At 55.0% G+C, this 18,346-nt stretch carries 13 protein-coding genes; 7 read left to right on the top strand and 6 right to left on the bottom strand.

What is annotated here, in order from left to right; all coding sequences use genetic code 11:
* Positions 1 to 174: 174 nt before the first annotated feature.
* The 3 genes from glcF to IMCC3135_RS14175 are packed head-to-tail and all read right to left on the bottom strand — an operon-like array spanning position 175 to position 4,146.
* On the bottom strand, positions 175 to 1,419 hold the full coding sequence (gene glcF / locus IMCC3135_RS14185) for a glycolate oxidase subunit GlcF (protein ID WP_088918224.1): 1,245 nt from the start codon (positions 1,417 to 1,419) through the stop codon (positions 175 to 177).
* A gap of 3 nt (positions 1,420 to 1,422) precedes the next feature.
* Positions 1,423 to 2,541: a glycolate oxidase subunit GlcE gene (gene glcE, locus IMCC3135_RS14180; protein WP_088918223.1), complete on the bottom strand. Its 1,119-nt coding sequence runs from the start codon at positions 2,539 to 2,541 to the stop codon at positions 1,423 to 1,425.
* Positions 2,542 to 2,556: 15 nt separating this feature from the next.
* Positions 2,557 to 4,146 (bottom strand): FAD-linked oxidase C-terminal domain-containing protein, encoded by a 1,590-nt coding sequence (locus IMCC3135_RS14175; RefSeq protein ID WP_236994785.1) that lies wholly within the window; start codon positions 4,144 to 4,146, stop codon positions 2,557 to 2,559.
* Between the two features lie 337 nt (positions 4,147 to 4,483).
* On the opposite strand from IMCC3135_RS14175, the gene pyk reads away from it, so the two are divergent.
* On the top strand, positions 4,484 to 5,935 hold the full coding sequence (pyk, locus tag IMCC3135_RS14170) for a pyruvate kinase (RefSeq protein WP_088918222.1): 1,452 nt from the start codon (positions 4,484 to 4,486) through the stop codon (positions 5,933 to 5,935).
* 116 nt (positions 5,936 to 6,051) lie between these two features.
* Complete coding sequence (locus tag IMCC3135_RS14165; RefSeq protein WP_088918221.1) at positions 6,052 to 7,524, top strand: FecR family protein; 1,473 nt, start codon at positions 6,052 to 6,054, stop codon at positions 7,522 to 7,524.
* Between the two features lie 63 nt (positions 7,525 to 7,587).
* Here the strand turns inward: IMCC3135_RS14165 and IMCC3135_RS14160 are convergent, their stop codons facing one another.
* From IMCC3135_RS14160 to zwf, 3 genes are read right to left on the bottom strand one after another with little or no spacing between them, the layout of a single operon-like run.
* Entirely contained in the window at positions 7,588 to 8,418 is an 831-nt protein-coding gene (locus IMCC3135_RS14160) for a MurR/RpiR family transcriptional regulator (protein WP_088918220.1), read from the bottom strand.
* On the bottom strand, positions 8,418 to 9,161 hold the full coding sequence (gene pgl / locus IMCC3135_RS14155; RefSeq protein ID WP_157735983.1) for a 6-phosphogluconolactonase: 744 nt from the start codon (positions 9,159 to 9,161) through the stop codon (positions 8,418 to 8,420). Before pgl ends, IMCC3135_RS14160 begins: the two co-directional genes overlap by 1 nt.
* A gap of 1 nt (position 9,162) precedes the next feature.
* The gene (gene zwf / locus IMCC3135_RS14150; RefSeq protein ID WP_088918218.1) at positions 9,163 to 10,638 is read right to left on the bottom strand and encodes a glucose-6-phosphate dehydrogenase; all 1,476 of its coding nucleotides are present in this window, start codon (positions 10,636 to 10,638) and stop codon (positions 9,163 to 9,165) included.
* A gap of 147 nt (positions 10,639 to 10,785) precedes the next feature.
* Between zwf and edd the strand changes: the two genes are divergently transcribed.
* The 5 genes from edd to cphA all read left to right on the top strand — a co-directional run bounded on the left by edd (position 10,786) and on the right by cphA (position 18,343).
* Positions 10,786 to 12,612: a phosphogluconate dehydratase gene (edd, locus tag IMCC3135_RS14145; RefSeq protein WP_088918217.1), complete on the top strand. Its 1,827-nt coding sequence runs from the start codon at positions 10,786 to 10,788 to the stop codon at positions 12,610 to 12,612.
* A gap of 62 nt (positions 12,613 to 12,674) precedes the next feature.
* Positions 12,675 to 13,292 carry a bifunctional 4-hydroxy-2-oxoglutarate aldolase/2-dehydro-3-deoxy-phosphogluconate aldolase gene (locus tag IMCC3135_RS14140; RefSeq protein WP_088921847.1) on the top strand — a complete coding sequence of 206 codons (618 nt, stop codon included), beginning with the start codon at positions 12,675 to 12,677 and terminating at the stop codon, positions 13,290 to 13,292.
* Between the two features lie 250 nt (positions 13,293 to 13,542).
* The gene (gene iadA, locus IMCC3135_RS14135) at positions 13,543 to 14,721 is read left to right on the top strand and encodes a beta-aspartyl-peptidase (RefSeq protein ID WP_088918216.1); all 1,179 of its coding nucleotides are present in this window, start codon (positions 13,543 to 13,545) and stop codon (positions 14,719 to 14,721) included.
* The gene (locus IMCC3135_RS14130) at positions 14,718 to 15,539 is read left to right on the top strand and encodes a cyanophycinase (RefSeq protein ID WP_088918215.1); all 822 of its coding nucleotides are present in this window, start codon (positions 14,718 to 14,720) and stop codon (positions 15,537 to 15,539) included. Before iadA ends, IMCC3135_RS14130 begins: the two co-directional genes overlap by 4 nt.
* 20 nt (positions 15,540 to 15,559) lie before the next feature.
* A complete protein-coding gene (gene cphA, locus IMCC3135_RS14125; protein WP_088918214.1) occupies positions 15,560 to 18,343 on the top strand; it encodes a cyanophycin synthetase in 2,784 nt (927 codons plus the stop codon).
* The last annotated feature ends 3 nt before the right edge of the window (positions 18,344 to 18,346 follow it).

Raw genomic sequence — 18,346 nt, 5'->3', positions numbered from 1 at the left:
ACAATCCACACGACCTATTCGCCAAAAAATCAGGCTTGCGCGACTTACTGGACACAGGCAAAACTGTGCGTTCTGATGATGAGTCATGGGCCTGGCGAGTTCCGAGTCTGCAGCTGGAGAATAGTAAGCCCTTTCTTGCGCGGCAGGAAACACCCTGCACGCGCTTGGAAAACCTTACACAGTCTCCTCGTTCACCAGCTGGTCGATCAGCTCTACCCAGTGCACCACCGAGCGGCCACTGCCACCTTGCAAGTGCAACTGACAACCGATGTTAGCGGTTGCAATAATGTCTGGCTCATCGGCCAGTAGAGACTTCAGCTTGTTATCACGTAGCTGATGGCTGAGTTCGGGTTGAAAAATGGAATAGGTTCCGGCAGAACCACAGCAAATATGCGCATCGTTGACAAAGCTCAGATTAAATCCGAATCGGCCTAACAGGCTTTCGGTCACCAAGGGCAGCTTCTGGCCATGTTGCAGGGTACAAGGTGAATGGAAGGCGACTTTGCCCATTGCCGCCGCACGTTCGCGAAAACCGGAGAGATCCTCCTTCTCCAGCACCTCTACCATGACTTCGACAATGTCCTTGCTCAGCTCGCTGATGGTTTGCGCTTTTTGCGCATAATCGGGGTCATCGGCCAGTATATGACCATAATCCTTGACCATCACACCACAGCCGCTGGCGGTGGTGATGATCGCCTCGCAACCAGCCGTTACCGAAGGCCACCAGGCATCGATATTCTGCCGTATCAGCTGTTTGGCTTTCTCCTGCTCGTTCAGATGATAATGCACCGCACCGCAGCAACCGGATTTTTCAGCGTTTTTCAAGGTGATGCCAAACGCGTCCAGCACACGAGCGGCACTGATGTTGGTGGCAGGCGCCATAGAGGGTTGCACACACCCATCCAGTACCAGCATTTGTCGCGCCTGAGTGCGACTGGGTAGGGCTTTGATCTGCTGTCGGGGAGGTACACTGCTGGCCAGACTTTGCGGCAATACCGGACGCAGCGCCTGACCCAGCTTCACCAGCGGCTTCACCCGAATCGAGTAAGGCAGCACACTGAGTATGGCCTTGCGCTTCCAGTAATCACTGCCGCTGCGAGGTACCATTTCCTCGACCAGACTACGACCCAGATCAACCAGATGACCGTATTCCACGCCTGAGGGACAGGTTGTCTCACAGCTTCTACACGTCAGACACCGATCCAGATGTGTACGGGTGCTTGCCGTCGGCGTATGACCCTCAACCACCTGTTTGATCAGGTAGATACGGCCTCTCGGGCTATCCAACTCATCGCCCAGCAAATTATAGGTAGGACAGGTAGCCAGGCAAAAACCACAATGAACACACTTGCGAAGCACGACTTCAGCAGCAATAGCCCGCGGATCACTGGCCAGGGACTCGGAGATGGTTGTTTGCATGACTCAGACGCTCGAGGTCAATTGACTGTTTTCAGGGGCATCCAGCTCAGGATGAAATCGGCCGCGATTGAACAGACGCAACGGGTCAAAACTGTCGCGCACCCGTGACTGTAATTTTTTCATGACCCCATCCAGCGGCTGAAACGCGGCTGAATCATCCAGGCTTGCACTATAGCGACTCGCATGACCACCCACAGCACGGGCAGCGGCGAACACCTCGGCCGCTGGTGCCGTTGTCTTCAACCAGCGTTGTGCACCTGCCCACTCGTAGAGGTATTCTCCGGGCAGCGTCAAGGCAGGGGCATGATCGGCAACAGAGATTCTCCACAAGCTTGCATCTTGCGCCAGGCTGGTGAAAAACTCATGCTCATGATCGCGTACCGATTGCCAGATCTGCGCATCCTCCTCACTCAGACGATCACCCCCCAGTTCCGTGGCGGCAGCCATTACCGCAGCCTCACTGCCACTGAGGCGAAGATAGCGGTGCTCACCAATCAGCATGGCTGCGGACAAGGGCAGCGGTTGTCGCATCAGTGGTGAAAAACCCCGGGTATCGTGCTCCGTTGCAGCTTGCACCAGGGTTAATTCAAGCTCAGGCTTGGGCAACACTTTCATGGATACATCCAGTAGTACACCCAGCGTGCCCCAGGTGCCTATCTGCAGCCGCGACACATCGTAACCGGCTACATTCTTCATGACCTGACCACCAAAGGAGAGATCCTGCGCCTGTCCATTGATGATCCGGGTGCCCAGCACATAGTCACGAGCTGAACCACTGAAAGGGCGTCGAGGTCCGGACAGACCACATGCCAGCACCCCACCGATGGTGCTACCCGGCAGACACGGCGGCTCAAAGGGCAGCATCTGGCCCGCCTCATCAAGCACCGCATTGAGCTCCTGCATGGTGGTACCACTGCGTACAGTTACCACCAGTTCAGTGGGTTCGTAGCTGATGACACCGGTATGTGATAACACCGACAGCGGTTCAGCTGTATTGGCATCCGATCCGGCATTTCCCAGACTGGACTTGCTGTTACCGGCCTTGATAACAAGATGAGAGGCTGTGTCCACCGCCTGTTTGACACGCTGAAGCAGCGCGCTACTATCGTCATTGGGAGTCACTGGATGATGATACCTTCAGAATCGCTCAAGTTCGGGAAATGGCAGTTCGCCATGATGAATGTGCATGGCGCCAAATTCTGCGCATCGCTGCAGCGTTGGTACCGCCTTGCCCGGATTCAGCAAACCTTCCGGATCAAAAGCGGCCTTGACAGAATGAAATTGCGTTAACGTATCGGCATCGAACTGCACGCACATCTCGTTGATCTTCTCCATACCAACACCGTGCTCGCCCGTTATCGAGCCTCCGACCTCGACACACAGCTGCAATATTTTGCTACCCAGCTCTTCGGTCTTGTGCAGCTCGCCCGGTATGCCGGCATCAAACATGATGAGCGGATGCAGATTGCCATCGCCCGCATGAAATACATTGGCAATCGGCAAACCATACTCAGCTGACATCTCCTCCATACGCTGCAGTACATGGGACAGTTGCTTGCGCGGTATGGTGCCATCAATACAGTAGTAGTCCGGTGCCAGTCGCCCCACAGCCGGAAACGCCGCCTTACGGCCCTTCCATAACTGCAGGCGTTCAGCTTCGCTGGCAGCAATATGCAGGCTGGATGCCGAACATTCCGTGAAAACCTGGGACACACGCTCAATCTGCGACTCCACCTCCTCTGCCATGCCGTCCAGCTCACACAACAACAGAGCCGCCGCATCCGTCGGATAGCCACATTTGGCAAAGGCCTCAGAGGCCACGATGGCAGGGTTATCCATCAGCTCCAGTCCGGCAGGAATGATGCCTTCGGCGATGACGCGTCCCACCGCATCACCGGCAGACTCGACGCTGGCGAAGGCTGCCATGACCAGCTTGGCCACAGGGGGTACCGGCAGCAGCTTGACCCTCACCTCGACCACGACGCCCAACATACCTTCAGAGCCTGTGAACAGCGCTAACAAATCGTACCCGGCACTGTCATGACCATCACTACCGAGCACCACAAGCTCGCCATCAATGGTCACCATGGTGACTGACAGAACGTTGTGGACCGTAAGTCCATATTTCAGACAATGCACCCCTCCGGAGTTTTCAGCCACATTGCCGCCAATCGTGCAGGCAATCTGTGAAGAAGGATCGGGGGCGTAATAAAGGCCCAGTGGCCGGGCAGCGTCTGATATGGACAGATTACGAACTCCGGGCTGCACACGGGCAAAGCCCAGCTCCTGATTCGTTTCCAGTATGCGATTGAATTTGGCGAGCCCCAGCAACAAGCCATCTTCATGTGGCAGCGCACCACCCGATAGTCCGGTACCCGCGCCTCGTGCCACTACCGGCACACTGTTATCGCGTGCCCAGCAGATAACTGCCTGCACCTGCTCGATGGTTTCAGGTAACACGACCAGCAAGGGTGTCGCCTTCAGGGCCGTCAATCCATCCGATTCGTAAGGACGCAACTGCTCCTGATCAGACAGAATCGAACCAGCAGGCAGTAGCTGTTGCAACTCTAGGGCAAAGCGCTTGCGTCTGACCAGTCTGTCAGCACGCAACCGAGTCTGGTCGGCGTCATTATCTTGCGGACTCTGACCCGATGTCATCTCGGATAAAGCGGCAGGTGCAATTGCAGGATCAGGTTCGCCTGGCGGTGCAGCAGGATTGGCAGACATTCAGACACTCCGGAAGCTTTCGATAATGAACAAGAATACATCACGCAGAGCACGCTGTTCAGACTCCAGAGCTTTCCGAAGAACAGATATTCTCCCAGGCAGATCATGCGCCGGCATGTGGCACCAGCAGCCAGAACACATGACACTCAGAGTAGTTTGACTACATGATGAAACCGAATCGGCGCCTTCTCATTGACGAGACTATTACCATTCGAATGAGAATACCGACACTGGGTGCGTTAAACTCGCAGTATGGAGCGGCAAATGCAGTAACTGCCGTAAACAAAAAGTTTGTAGATAAACTACAAACTATTTATCGAACTGAAGGCAGAAATCGATGAGACGCAAACGCGACGCTAAGATCATAGGCACTCTGGGGCCGGCAAGCAATGATCGCGAAACGATATTGAAATTGTTTGACGCAGGAATTGACGTATTCAGACTCAATTTCAGTCACGGCACGCACGCTGATCACGCCAGAACACACGCCATCATCCGTGATGTAGAAAAGCAACGTGGTCGCCCTATCGGCATCATGGCCGATCTGCAGGGACCCAAACTACGAGTAGGCAAGTTTGCCAACGGCAAGGAAATGCTGGTAGTTGGTCAGCAATTCACTCTTGACCAAGACCCGACACCCGGTGACGCCACGCGCGCCCCCCTCATGCACCCGGAGATCTTTGCAGCCCTGACAGTCGGTGCAAACCTGCTGGTCAATGACGGCAAGATTTGCCTCAAGGTGCTTGAATTCACAGCAGACAGCGCTCTTACCGAAGTCACGGTTGGTGGTGAAATCAGTGGCAACAAGGGTGTCAATGTTCCCGATCTGGTACTCCCTATCTCACCACTGACTGAAAAGGATCGCGCTGATCTGACCTACGCACTTTCTCTGGGTGTTGACTGGATCGCCATGTCCTTTGTTCAGCGTCCTGAAGACATGGTTGAATTGCGCTCTCTGGTTGGCAACAAGGCAGCCATCATGGCCAAGCTTGAGAAGCCCAGCGCTATCGAGTTTCTGTCCGAAATCGTACAACTCAGTGACGGCGTCATGGTTGCACGTGGCGATCTGGGCGTTGAGATGCCACAGGAAACAGTACCGGTTGTTCAGAAGAAAATTCTGCGCCGGGCCCGGCAGGAAGGCAAGCCCGTTGTTGTGGCAACCCAGATGCTGGAATCCATGATCACCTCGCCCGTCCCCACTCGCGCCGAAACCTCCGATGTCGCCACTGCCGTCTATGACGGAGCCGACGCGGTAATGCTTTCAGCTGAAACCGCAGCCGGCAGCTTCCCCGTCGAAGCCGCCACTGCCATGAATCGCATCATCATAGAAGTAGAGCGCGACCCCTACTATCGCAAATCCATTGATGCCTCCATGCCGACTCCCGGAGACACGGTTGCCGACGCTATCAGCTCCTCCTTGCACCACATCGCCACAGTGATGCCGCTGGCAGCAACCTTCACGTACACAGAATCAGGATTTTCCAGTTTTCGTGCGGCACGTGAACGCCCTGAAGCACCGGTTATCGGCTGCACTCCTAATGTAGAGACTGCTCGTCGACTGACCATGGTATGGGGTGTACACCCAGTCATTCACCAGGTCATGAACAGCATTGACGACATGGTCTCGCACGCCATCAACATCACGCTGGAAGAAGGCTTTGGTGAGATGGGCGAGATCATTGCCATCACAGCCGGCATGCCATTCGGTCGTACCGGAACGACCAATATGCTGCGTCTGACACGGCTCAAAGAGCTTCCAGACTTTGTTGATCCGAAGGATGTAGTGTAAACATTAGTGTCTGAAAAGACATCAACGCCGCGCCCTGTAAGGCTTTCAGCCCTTGCAGGGCGCAATTGCTGATTCATGAGCTTCACTATTGAACACATATATCCGATACTCGGTGAATGAACTTAAAAGCCGAGTATGATTTTGTGAATATCCGGATTTCAGAAATTCCCGCCAGCCTGACGCTGGCGTTGTGCCTGGCCTCCTCAGCGGCCTACTCACAGCAAACTGTAGAGAATTCGCCAGACAGCGAGGCCAGCCTGGCGACATCCGGCCCGGACTCCGGCAACTCGGTGAGCACGCCTGCATCTGCGACCGCATCTGCGACCGCATCTGCGACCGCATCAGTCATCATCTCTCGTGATGCGGTTGTTATTGCAGGTGACACCCTGAGCTCCATAGCGGCAAGAGAGCTTGGCAAGGCAGGCTACGCACCACAACTGGCAGAGTTCAACTCTCTGGTAACGACCGCTCCGCTGATCCCGGGCAATATCATACGCATTCCCATTCACGTCCCTCCACGCGGAGAATTCGCTCAGGTCGTGTTCGCGAAGGGCCATGTGACAGCCAGCCGCTCCGGCGCCGCCCTGACACAGGCAAACAATACTCAGGACTCCACGTTCGAACTGAACCGAGACTCTGAAGTGCATTCCGGAGACAGGATTTTCACGGGTACTGATGGCTATGTCAGCATCGAGTTCTCCTCCGGCTCTGTTGTGAACATGCAACCGGGCACCGAGGCGATACTCTCACGCCTGAACTGCCTGCCAGGCGATGACAGCTGTGTTATCGAGATCGAGACATTCAAGGGAAAAGTCACCTCGAATGTTGAAAGGCGTGAAGACCAGCCAGTCGATTTTCGTATCAGCACCCCCTACGCTTCAGCGGCAGTCAGAGGGACTGTTTTCGATATCGACGCATCTGACGAACTACTCGTCGGCGTTACTGAAGGCTCCGTAGACATCGAAACCGAGGATGTAAGCGTTGGCCTGCCGACCGGATACGGCTCTGTCGTGGCCGAAGGAGAGCCTCCCAGCCCACCTATCGCCCTGCTGCCGGCACCGGTCTTGAAGCGTGTACCGGTGCGGATCGCCCCGGAAGATATTGTCACCTGGTGGCCATTTTCCGATGCACAAACCTATAACGCACAGGTTGCCACCGACGAGGCTGGTAATGAAACACTCGCAAGCTTTCAGACCGACAGCACGCAGATCGCCTTTGATACGCTGGATGCTGGCGACTACTACCTGCAGATGCGAGGCATAGACCAGAACGGCCTGAAAGGCTTCCGCTCCAATACGCCCATCACCATCGCCGATATTGACAGCACACTGACACCTGTTGTGACCGCCATAACCCGGCAAGGCAGCGAGTTTCTTGTGCAAGTCCAGAATCCACCTGTCGAAGCAACCGGATTCGAGATCCAGATAGCCGATAACGAATCCTTCGAAGATCCGCTCAGTGTCGACGTGAACGAAACCGGTTCAGCGGTCTTTCGCCTGAACAGTGATCGGGTTTTCAGCCGTGCACGGATTCTGATCACCCCACAGATCGTGTCAGCTTTTGGTGATATCTCCAGCAGCGACGACTAGGAGACGACTCCGAGAATAGCGCGTCTCCAGCAGATCAGCCTATTCTCGGACAGCTCTTTGTCTTTAGACAAACTTGAAGTCGATTGCCCTTCTTGCACGTGCCAGCTGTTCCAGCATGTGAGTGCCACCGCGCACCGCCACACCCACCGCCAGTACATCCAGCACGACCATCTGACCCAGGCGTGACTTGACTGGCGAGAAAATGTCACTGTCCTCATTAACATCCACGGTCAGCGTGACATCACTGCATTGCGCCAGCGGCGACCGTGTCGCGGTCACGGAGATGACCTTGGCTTGTGCCGCTCTGGCAATTTCGACCGTCTTCAGAATGTCACTGCTGCGCCCGGAGTGCGAAATGGCAATGACCAGGGCGTCCTTGTCGAGCAAGGCTGCGGCGGCAGCTTGTATATGCGGATCCGAATAGGCAATGGCAGGCTTGCCCAGACGAAAGAACTTCAGCTGCGCATCTTCTGCCACAACAGCAGAACCACCTGAACCGTATAACTCGACGCGATTACAGCCTTCGTACAGGGCGATGGCCTGATCGAGTGCCTTCTCATTGATCTGGTTACGTATCTGCACCAATGAGGCAATAGCCCCATCAAGCAGCTTGTTCGCCAGCTCCTTGCTCGAATCATCGACCGTCACATCCTGATAGAAGAAGGTGCCGCGACGTGCCAGATCCTGTGCCAGCTTCAGCTTGAATTGCTGAAAGCCGACACAATCCAGAGCCCTGCAGAAACGGATAACCGTAGGCTCGCTGACGCCAGCCCGGGTAGCAATAGCCTGAATGGATGACTGAACACTTTCATCAGGGTCTGCCAGAACGACATCAGCAACCTTCTGTTCAGATTTTCTGAGCGTATCCCGAGCAGCCTTGATTCTGGCCAGCATCAAGGACTCCAGTAAATTGATGCATTTTCAGGTTGCTCCGTCAGCAAGCCTGTCACAGGGGCAAAACCTGACTGATAGGTTTTGCCTTTACAGGTCTCAAGCGCCGCGTTCAAAACAGAGCGCTTACCCGCACCGGTGATGTGCAGGAAGCGATGTTCTGAATTCAACAAGCAAGCTCGCGTCAGCGTTATTCGTCGCTGAGAGACCGACGGGGGATTCATGAAAGCCACCGTCTTGTCATTATCCAGAGACATGGCCGTACTGAGTTCCAATACTGGCGCATCCGGGAACAAAGAGGCTGTGTGACCATCCCCTCCCATACCCAGCATCACCACACTGAATGGTTGCTGCATGCCCAGAACATCGCTTGCGATCTGCTGCAAAGCCTGCTCATCGGACACGCCTTCGCGATACAGGGCGATAAAGCTCGCAGCCGCCGCCTTGTTCTGCAGCAAGGTGTCACGTACCAGTGTCTCGTTGCTATCCGAGTGTCCGGGCGGCACCCAACGCTCATCAGCCAAGGTCACACAAACGCGCGCCCAGTCGATGTCCGCATCAGCAAGATAGCTGAATACCGGCGCCGGCGTGCTACCACCAGAAACCACCAGAGAGGCAGAATCTGCTTGCGACAAAGTGCGTTGCAAGCGCTCTGCAACAGCCTTGCCCAGACTAATGGCCAACTCGGCTCCCGACGGCTCTTCATGCCAATGCAGGCCTGAGCTCTCAATCACGGTCTGTGTCATATCAATCTTCATTCCAGCGCAGACCATCCTTACTGATCAGCGCGTTGGAGGCACCCGGGCCCCAGGTGCCTGCTGTATAGCTTTTGGGCAAATATTGATATTGCTCCCAGGCAGCTCGTATCGGATCGATCCAGGCCCAGGCAGCAGCCACTTCGTCACGACGCATGAACAGAGTCTGGTTGCCGCGAATGACGTCCATCAGCAAGCGCTCATACGCGATCATCTTGCGTTTCTGGAAGACATCATTGAAATCAAGATTCAAGTAGACCGGCTGCAACTGGATGTCATCCCCCCACGCCTTGACGTAGATGCGCATACGGATGCTCTCTTCTGGCTGCAGGCGAATGATGAGCTGGTTAGGCGTACTGAAGCCATCTGCCGTTGGAAAGATGGAATGTGGCACTTTCTTGAAATTAATGACGATTTCAGTCGTTTTGCTTTCCATGCGCTTGCCGGTACGCAAAAAGAATGGCACGCCTTCCCAGCGCCAGGAACCGATTTCGGCACGTATTGCAACGAAGGTTTCGGTCGAACTGTCATTGGGAATATCGTCATTGTCCAGATAGCCTGGCACCGGACCTGTACCGTAAGCACCCGCCTTGTATTGCCCGCGAACAGAGTTTTCTATTGCATCGATTCCAGCCAATGGCTTCAGCGCACGCAACACCTTGATTTTCTCGTCACGTACCGCATCCGGATCAATACTGACAGGCGGCTCCATAGCCAGAATAACCAGCAGTTGCAGCAAATGGTTCTGCACCATATCGCGCAATGCACCGGTCTGATCGTAGAACGCACCACGACCCTCTACTCCCAGATCTTCAGCGATGGTGATCTGCACATCATTGATGCGCTCACTTCGCCACAATGGCTCAAAGAAGGCATTACCAAATCGCAACGCCAGCAGATTCTGAACGGTCTCTTTGCCCAGGTAGTGATCAATTCGGTAGATCTGATCTTCGTTGAACACGGCCGACAAACGATCGTTGATTTCTTCGGCTGAGGCCCGGTCACGTCCCAGTGGCTTTTCCAGAGCAACGCGGCTTTTTTCCGTGATGAGCCCGGCTGCATGCACCCCATTGGTAATCTGAGTGAACAGGCTGGGAGCTACGGAAAGATAGAAGACCCGTACATATTCTTCGCGCCCTGCCAGCGTATCGACCAATGGCCGGTAACTCTCAGGATCGGTAACATCCAAGGGGTGATAGTAGACTAGATCCAGGAATTCCTTCCAGGAGTCAGCGTTGAAGTCGTTATCGTCTATATGCTCTCGAACATCCGTGTTGAGCATGCTGCGGAAGCCGGCAGTGTCCATATCTGAACGGGCCGTGGCAATAATGCGGCTATCTTCAGGCAACTGACCTTCGCAATGCCTGAAATACAGAGAAGGAATGAGCTTTCGAATGGAAAGATCGCCGGTGCCGCCGAACAGAATAAAATCAAACGGCTGCAGTGTTTCGTTGGATATCAGATTCATTTTGTAATTTTACTACCAAACGGTTACAGACAGGTGAATGGTGGGTAATCAGTAATTTTCAATCATCTTAGCGGCAATTTGTCATGGTGTGACAACTTTCATGTGACATAATTGTGTAACTTACCTACAACTCAGGTTAAAGAGCCTATGCCCTCGATCAGCGCAGCCGTTGATGACGTCACTCAACGCATCATTGAAAGAAGCCGCGATACGCGTAAAGCCTATCTTGCACGTATCAATGCACTTGGCGATGCCCCGCCCAACCGCGGCCTGATGGGCTGCACCAACCTGGCCCACGCCTTTGCGGCAGCCCCAGAACGTGACAAAATCGTCTTACACGCCGAGCGTGCGCCCAACCTGGCGATCGTTACTTCCTACAACGACATGCTTTCGGCACACCAGCCTTATGAGCATGCGCCAGAGAAAATTCGCGAAGCAGCTCGTGCTGTTGGCGCAACGGCTCAGGTAGCCGGCGGCACCCCTGCCATGTGTGACGGTGTTACACAAGGCCAGCTGGGCATGGAACTGTCCCTGTTCAGCCGTGATGTCATCGCCATGTCGACGGCTATCGCCCTGTCTCACAATGTGTTCGATGCGGGTGTATTCCTCGGCATCTGCGACAAGATTGTCCCCGGCCTGCTGATGGGCGCCTTGTCGTTCGGTCATCTGCCCGCCGTATTCATCCCGGCCGGCCCCATGACAACCGGCATACCCAACAAGGACAAGGCACGGACACGTCAGCTTTTTGCAGAAGGCAAGGCCACTCGTGAAGACCTGCTCGCCTCTGAAAGCGCCTCCTATCACGGCCCGGGTACCTGTACTTTCTACGGCACAGCCAACAGCAACCAGATGATGATGGAAATCATGGGTCTGCACATGCCAGGCTCAGCCTTTATCAACCCCGGCACTGAACTGCGATCCTCACTGACGGTTGCCGCTGCACAACGCGCTCTGGCCATCACGGCTCGTGGCAAGGAATACACGCCCCTGGGCCGCATGATTGATGAAAAAGCTATCGTCAACGCCATTATCGGCTTGCTGGCTACTGGCGGCTCAACCAATCACACTCTGCATCTGGTTGCCATCGCCAGAACTGCCGGAATCATCATCAACTGGGATGATTTCGACCAGCTCAGCCACGCCATCCCACTGCTGACGCATGTCTACCCTAGCGGTCAGGCTGACGTTAACCAGTTCCACGCCGCTGGCGGCATGGCACTGGTCATCCGCGAATTGCTCGATGCAGGCTTGCTGCACGACGATGTGCAAACCATCGCTGGCAACACCGGGCTTTATCAGTATACGCAGGAGCCTTGGCTCGACGAGGGCGTCCTGGCATGGCGCGATGGCCTGAAAAAATCGGTAGACGATTCCATTATCGGCACCGTCAAAACCCCCTTTTCGGCAGATGGCGGACTGCGCCTGATGGCGGGCAATCTTGGCCGCGCTGTAATCAAGACCTCTGCGGTCAAGCTCGAACACCGCATCATTGAAGCACCAGCCATTGTCTTCACCTCTCAGGATGCTCTGCGCATCGCTTTTGACAATGGCGAACTGGAACGTGACTTCATCGCCGTAGTCGCCTACCAGGGCCCTCGTGCCAATGGCATGCCTGAACTGCATAAGATGACCCCCATCCTGGGCGTGCTGCTCGATCGTGGCTTCAAGGTAGGCCTTGTGACTGATGGCCGGATGTCAGGCGCTTCAGGCAAGGTACCAGCCGCCATTCACGTTTCACCCGAATGCTTCCTGGACGGACCTCTGGCCAAGGTCAAAACCGGCGACATGATACTTCTTGATGCAGAATCAGGCATCTTGAACGCACAGGTTGATGCAGCTGAATGGGATGCACGTACGATCACCCTGCCTGATCTCAGTCGCAAGACCGTCAACATGGGACGAGAACTTTTCTCCGGCTTCCGACACAATGTCTGCAGCGCCGAGCTAGGTGCCGTCAGTTTGTTTGACGATTGAATCGTGGCATCATCAACAGCAGTCCACTCAGTTACAACAACAAAAGGAGCCACCCAGGCATCATGAAAGTTCGTGAACTCATGCAGGTTGCACCGGTCATTCCGGTTTTGGTTATCGACGACGTCAGCAAAGCAAAGCCTCTGGCCGAAGCTCTGGTCGCTGGTGGATTGCGAGTACTGGAAGTAACGCTGCGCACACCCGTTGCTCTGGAAGCCATGAAAGCCATGGCCGATGTACCTGGCGCTATCGTTGGTGTGGGAACGGCGCTGAATGGCGATGACTTGAAACGCGCGCAAGACCACGGCGCCACTTTTGCTGTCAGTCCGGGCTTCACCATCGAGCTGGGAGCGGCTGCTAACGCCATGAACATGCCTTTACTGCCAGGCATCATGACGCCAGCTGACATCATGCGTGCGCTTGATGGCGGATTCGATGCGCTGAAATTCTTCCCTGCATCACATGCCGGAGGAGCGCCTTTTCTAAAAGCTCTGACCGGACCTTTCGGTGAAGTCAAGTTCTGCCCTACCGGAGGCATCACTGCCGACACGGCCAAGGATTACCTGTCCATACCCAATGTTCTGTGTGTCGGTGGCTCATGGGTCGCCCCTGCGGCCATGGTTAACGCTGGCGACTGGGAAGGCATTACCAAGCTTGCCAAGGCCTGCGACTCACTGCGCTGAGTTGATGGCGGGCCTCGGCTCGCCAACAGACCAGGAAGCTATACATTAAGTCCGTGCCCTTGGCAACAATCCAAGGGCGCGGCCTGGGTACAAAATGCGACTGCCACCCCGGAAATTCGAGGATGATCACGGACGCTTTCAAGACTCGTAGAATATAAAGACAAGCCGTTTTTCAGGGGTTGTAGTTTTGTTAACCATTGCTGATGCTAAGGCCTTACAATGGAAACCAGCCCCAACCCCTCCTGCCCCGTTGAAACTCATCACAAACGCCCATGTCTACGCACCAGATGACATCGGCATACAACATATTCTCGTGGCAGCGGGTAAAATTCTCTGGATGGGCGCCTCTCTACCTTCATTCAACGGCGTACCCGTTGAACAGGTTGATTTACAGGGACAACGTGTCTTGCCCGGCTTCATTGACGGCCATGCCCATCTGACAGGCGGTGGCGGCGAATCAGGTTTTAAAAGCCGGGTACCGAGCGTGCCGCTTTCTCACTTTACATCAGCTGGTGTGACCAGCGTGGTGGGGGTACTGGGCACCGATGACACCACTCGCGACACTCGATCGCTAGTCGCTCACGCCTACGCCCTGCGAGAGGAAGGACTCAGCGCCTGGTGCCATACTGGCGGTTATCACCTACCACCCGTGACCATCACCGGAAAGGTTCGTGATGACATAGTCTTCATAGATCCGATCATTGGTGTCGGCGAGATTGCACTCAGTGATCACCGATCCAGCCAACCAACTCTGCCTGACCTGCTACGCCTCGCAAGTGATGCCCATGTGGCAGGACTGATCAGCGGCAAAGCCGGCATTATTCACCTGCACCTGGGTGATGGTATGCGCGGCCTGGAGCTGGTTCGTCAGGCACTGGATACCAGCGAACTACCGGCACGGGTATTCAACCCGACACATGTCAATCGTCGCAAGGCTTTGTTTGACGAAGCTCTGGAGCTGGCCGGGCGTGGCTGCACAATCGACATCACCGCTTTCCCGGTGGCCGATGATGAGGATGCCTGGCGGGCTGACACAGCATTGATCAAGTATCTGGAATCCGGCCACCCGGACACTAACGTCACTATCAGCTCTGATGGTGGTGGATGCCTGCCAACGTGGAATGAACAGGGAGAGATGGTGCATATGGATGTCGGACACCCATCGAGCCTGTTTGAGACATTACAGGCATTGCTTGCCCAGAGCGTACCGCTTGAGCGTGCCCTGCCCGCCTTTACCAGCAATGTCGCCGATATTCTGCGCTTGCCTCACAAAGGCAGAATTGCGCCTAACAACGATGCCGACCTCATCGTTATCAATGATCAAAACGCCATTAGCGATGTCATGGCAGGAGGCAACTGGCATGTCTCCAATCAAAAACAGTGCATCCATGGCACCTTCGAAAACACAACAGCGACAAACAAATCATGAGCCCCTCAGCCGATACAGACCATAGTGAACGTGGTTATATAATTCCGATTGGTGGCGCTGAAGAAAAGCTCAACAATCCCGCCATTCTGGATCGGTTTGTCGAAGTCTGTGGTGGCGGCAGCGCCCGAATCGCCATCATACCGACAGCATCCAAGCTTGAAGACACGGGTAGCCGCTACGAAACACTCTTTCGCAAATTGGGCATTCCGCATGCGCAGGTATTACCGTTCATTACTCGCGAAGACTGCCAGTCTGACCAGTACCTCGACGTCATTGAAGCAGCTGATGGCGTATTCATGACCGGTGGAAACCAATTGCGTCTGTCGACAACCCTGGGCGGCACACCAGTGGCTCAACTCATTCGACGACGCAATGCAGCAGGCATGCATGTTGCCGGCACATCGGCAGGGGCAGCCTTCATGCCAGAACATATGATTGCTGGCGGTTCAGAAGGCAGCACCCCCAGACCCGATATGGTCACCTTGGCTCCCGGGTTAGGCTTGACCAACAATTTCATTATCGATCAGCATTTTCGCCAGCGCGATCGACTCGGTCGATTGCTGACCGCACTAGCTTACAACCCCTTCGCAGTGGGTATTGGTCTGGATGAAGATACCGCAGCCTTCATCAAACCTGGCGATAGCCTGGAAGTGGTCGGCAGTGGCGGCATCACCATTGTGGATCCGCGAGACCTTGAATACTCATCAATGGACAAAGCACGCCGTGGCCAGCCGGTGAGTCTTATTGGCGTTAAATTGCACATCCTGATTTCCGGGGGCCGATTTGATATCGCTGCCCGCCAAGCCTTCGCCAGCTGATTACCGTTGAGAATTCTCTTATGAAGATCATCAGTACCAATGCTTACACCGGACCGAATATTTACGCGCATTTTCCCGTCATGCGCCACGTGCTGGATCTGGGCGAGCTGGAGCAATGGCCCACAGCCCGGCTTGGCACAACCTATATCGACGCGCTCCTGAGCCATCTTCCGGGCCTCAAGGAGCACGGTTGCTCCTACCGGACAGCGGGTGGATTTGAACGTCGCCTGCGTGAAGACGAAGGCACCTGGCTGGGTCATGTCATGGAGCACGTCGCTATCGAACTCCAGAACGTAGCCGGAGCAGATGTCAGCTTCGGTCGGACCCGTTCAATCGACGGCAAACCCGGCCACTACAATATGGTGTTTCAGTATCTGGACGTCGATGTGGCTCGAGAGGCCAGCCAACTCTCACTAAGGTTTCTGCACAGCCTGTTACCAGCGGAGCTGCAAACCGACAACAAGCCCGATTCGCAGTGGAACTTCACCGACGAACTCGAAGCCTTCGTGCATCGCGCCCAACGGCGCGCATTTGGCCCCAGCACCGCCTCTTTGGTGCGAGCCGCCGAAGAGCGTGGCATACCCTGGATTCGGTTAAACAGCCAAAGCCTCGTCCAGTTCGGACATGGACGTCACCAGCAACGCATACAGGCAACCACGACATCGAAGACCAGCAATATTGCGGTAGAGCTGGCTTCCGACAAGGAAGAGACCAATGCCATCTTGCGCGATCTGGGATTACCTGTTCCTGATCAACGTATCGTCCGCTCATCGAGCGATGCAAAACGTGCAGCCCGGCGAATAGGAGTACCGGTTGTCATGAAGCCACTGTCCGGCAACCATGGTCGCGGTGTTTCAGTCAACCTGAAAACGGATGAGGAAATCGAAGCGGCTTTCGAGAAGGCGTCACAACACGGTCGCAATATCGTGGTTGAGAGTTTTATCGAAGGTTTTGACCATCGTTTGCTGGTCGTGGATGGAAAACTGGTTGCCGCAGCCAAACGCATGCCAGGCCATGTCATCGGTGATGGAAAACACACCGTCGAAGAATTGGTCGCGATCGTGAATCAAGACCCACGCCGTGGCATTGGTCACGAGAAAGTACTGACTCGACTCGAGCTGGACGAACAGGCCGAGAAATTGTTGAGCCTGTCCGGTTACGACCTGCACACCGTGCCGCCCGTCGACGAAATTGTCTTCCTGCGCGCAACCGCCAATCTGTCAACCGGCGGCATAGCGATCGATGTCACCGACAGTATTCATCCCGACAATATCGCCATGGCCGAACGCACGATCAAGGCTATTGGTCTGGATATTGGTGGCGTGGACTTTCTGACCAAGGACATCACGCAATCCTATCGGGAAGCCGGCGGCGGCATCTGCGAAGTCAATGCCGGCCCCGGGTTCCGAATGCACGTAGCCCCAAGCGAAGGCACACCACGCGATGTTGCCGGACCTGTGCTGGATATGCTCTTCCCCGAAGGCGCGCCCAGCAGCATTCCCATCGCCGCCATTACCGGCACAAATGGAAAGACCACGACCTCACGCATGCTTGCGCATATTCTCAAAATGCGAGGGTACACCGTAGGTCTCACCTCTACCGACGGTGTCTACATTGATGGACAACTCAGTGTGTCGGGCGATATGACCGGACCTATCTCGGCAAAAATAATCCTGCGCGACCCATCGATTGATGCGGCCGTGATGGAGACCGCGCGTGGCGGTATGCTGCGCAGCGGATTGGGCTTCCAGACATGCAATGTGGCGGTGTGCCTCAATATCTCTTCAGATCATTTAGGGCTAAAGGGAATCGATACCCTGGAACAACTGGCCGAACTGAAAAGAGTACCGATTGAGGTTGCCACCGATGCGGCCGTGCTAAACGCAGACGACGTTCTGTGCTTGCAAATGGCTGACTACACAGAGGCAAAAACACTGTGTTATGTCACGATGAATCCTGCACACCCACTCGTCAAACGCCATATTCAGGCAGGCGGCCAGGCCGTGGTGCTGGAACAGGGCATGAACGGGCAAATGATTACGCTTTATGACAATGAAGTGCATGTACCACTACTCTGGGCCCATCTGATTCCAGCAACCCTTGAAGGCCGTGCATTGCACAACGTTCAAAACGCCATGTTTGCAGCAGCCCTAGCCTACAACCAGAATACAAGCCTGGATCATATCCGCCAGGGCTTGCGCACATTCGATACGTCTTTCTTTCAAACACCGGGACGTATGAACATCTACAACGAACATCCGTTCAAGGTAGTTATGGACTACGCCCACAACCCTGCGGCGGTAAAGGCCATGTGCGAGCTGGTTGAGCGCTTGGGCGCTGACAACCGAAAACTCGTTGTGCTGTCAGCTCCGGGTGATCGTCGCGATGAGGATATTTTCGAGATTGCACATATCGCTGCCTCACACTTTGATCATTTTATTTGCCGATGTGATGATAATCGTCGCGGTCGTGGCGAAGATGAAGTTGCGAATATGCTCAAAGATCAGCTGCTGAAAGATGGCATCACAGCCGAACAGATCACGGTGATTGCAGACGAACAACTCGCCACCAGCGCCGCACTCAATATGGCAACACCTGGCGATTTACTACTCGTACTCGCCGATTCAGTCAAACGAACCTGGAAACAGATCATCTATTTCAACGCTGACGCCTCCATGGAAGCCAAACCCTCAGCGGCACCTGTGCGCGCCGACATCCCGGCAATGGAATTCGATCTGGATGATGATCTTGAAATCATCAGCGACGAACGGGGCGTTCGGATAGCACGAGAGACAGGCGACTGACAC

This window comes from Granulosicoccus antarcticus IMCC3135 (genome assembly GCF_002215215.1).
In the GTDB taxonomy this organism is placed as follows: Bacteria; Pseudomonadota; Gammaproteobacteria; order Granulosicoccales; family Granulosicoccaceae; genus Granulosicoccus; species Granulosicoccus antarcticus.
This window is presented reverse-complemented; position numbering and strand designations above follow the sequence as displayed.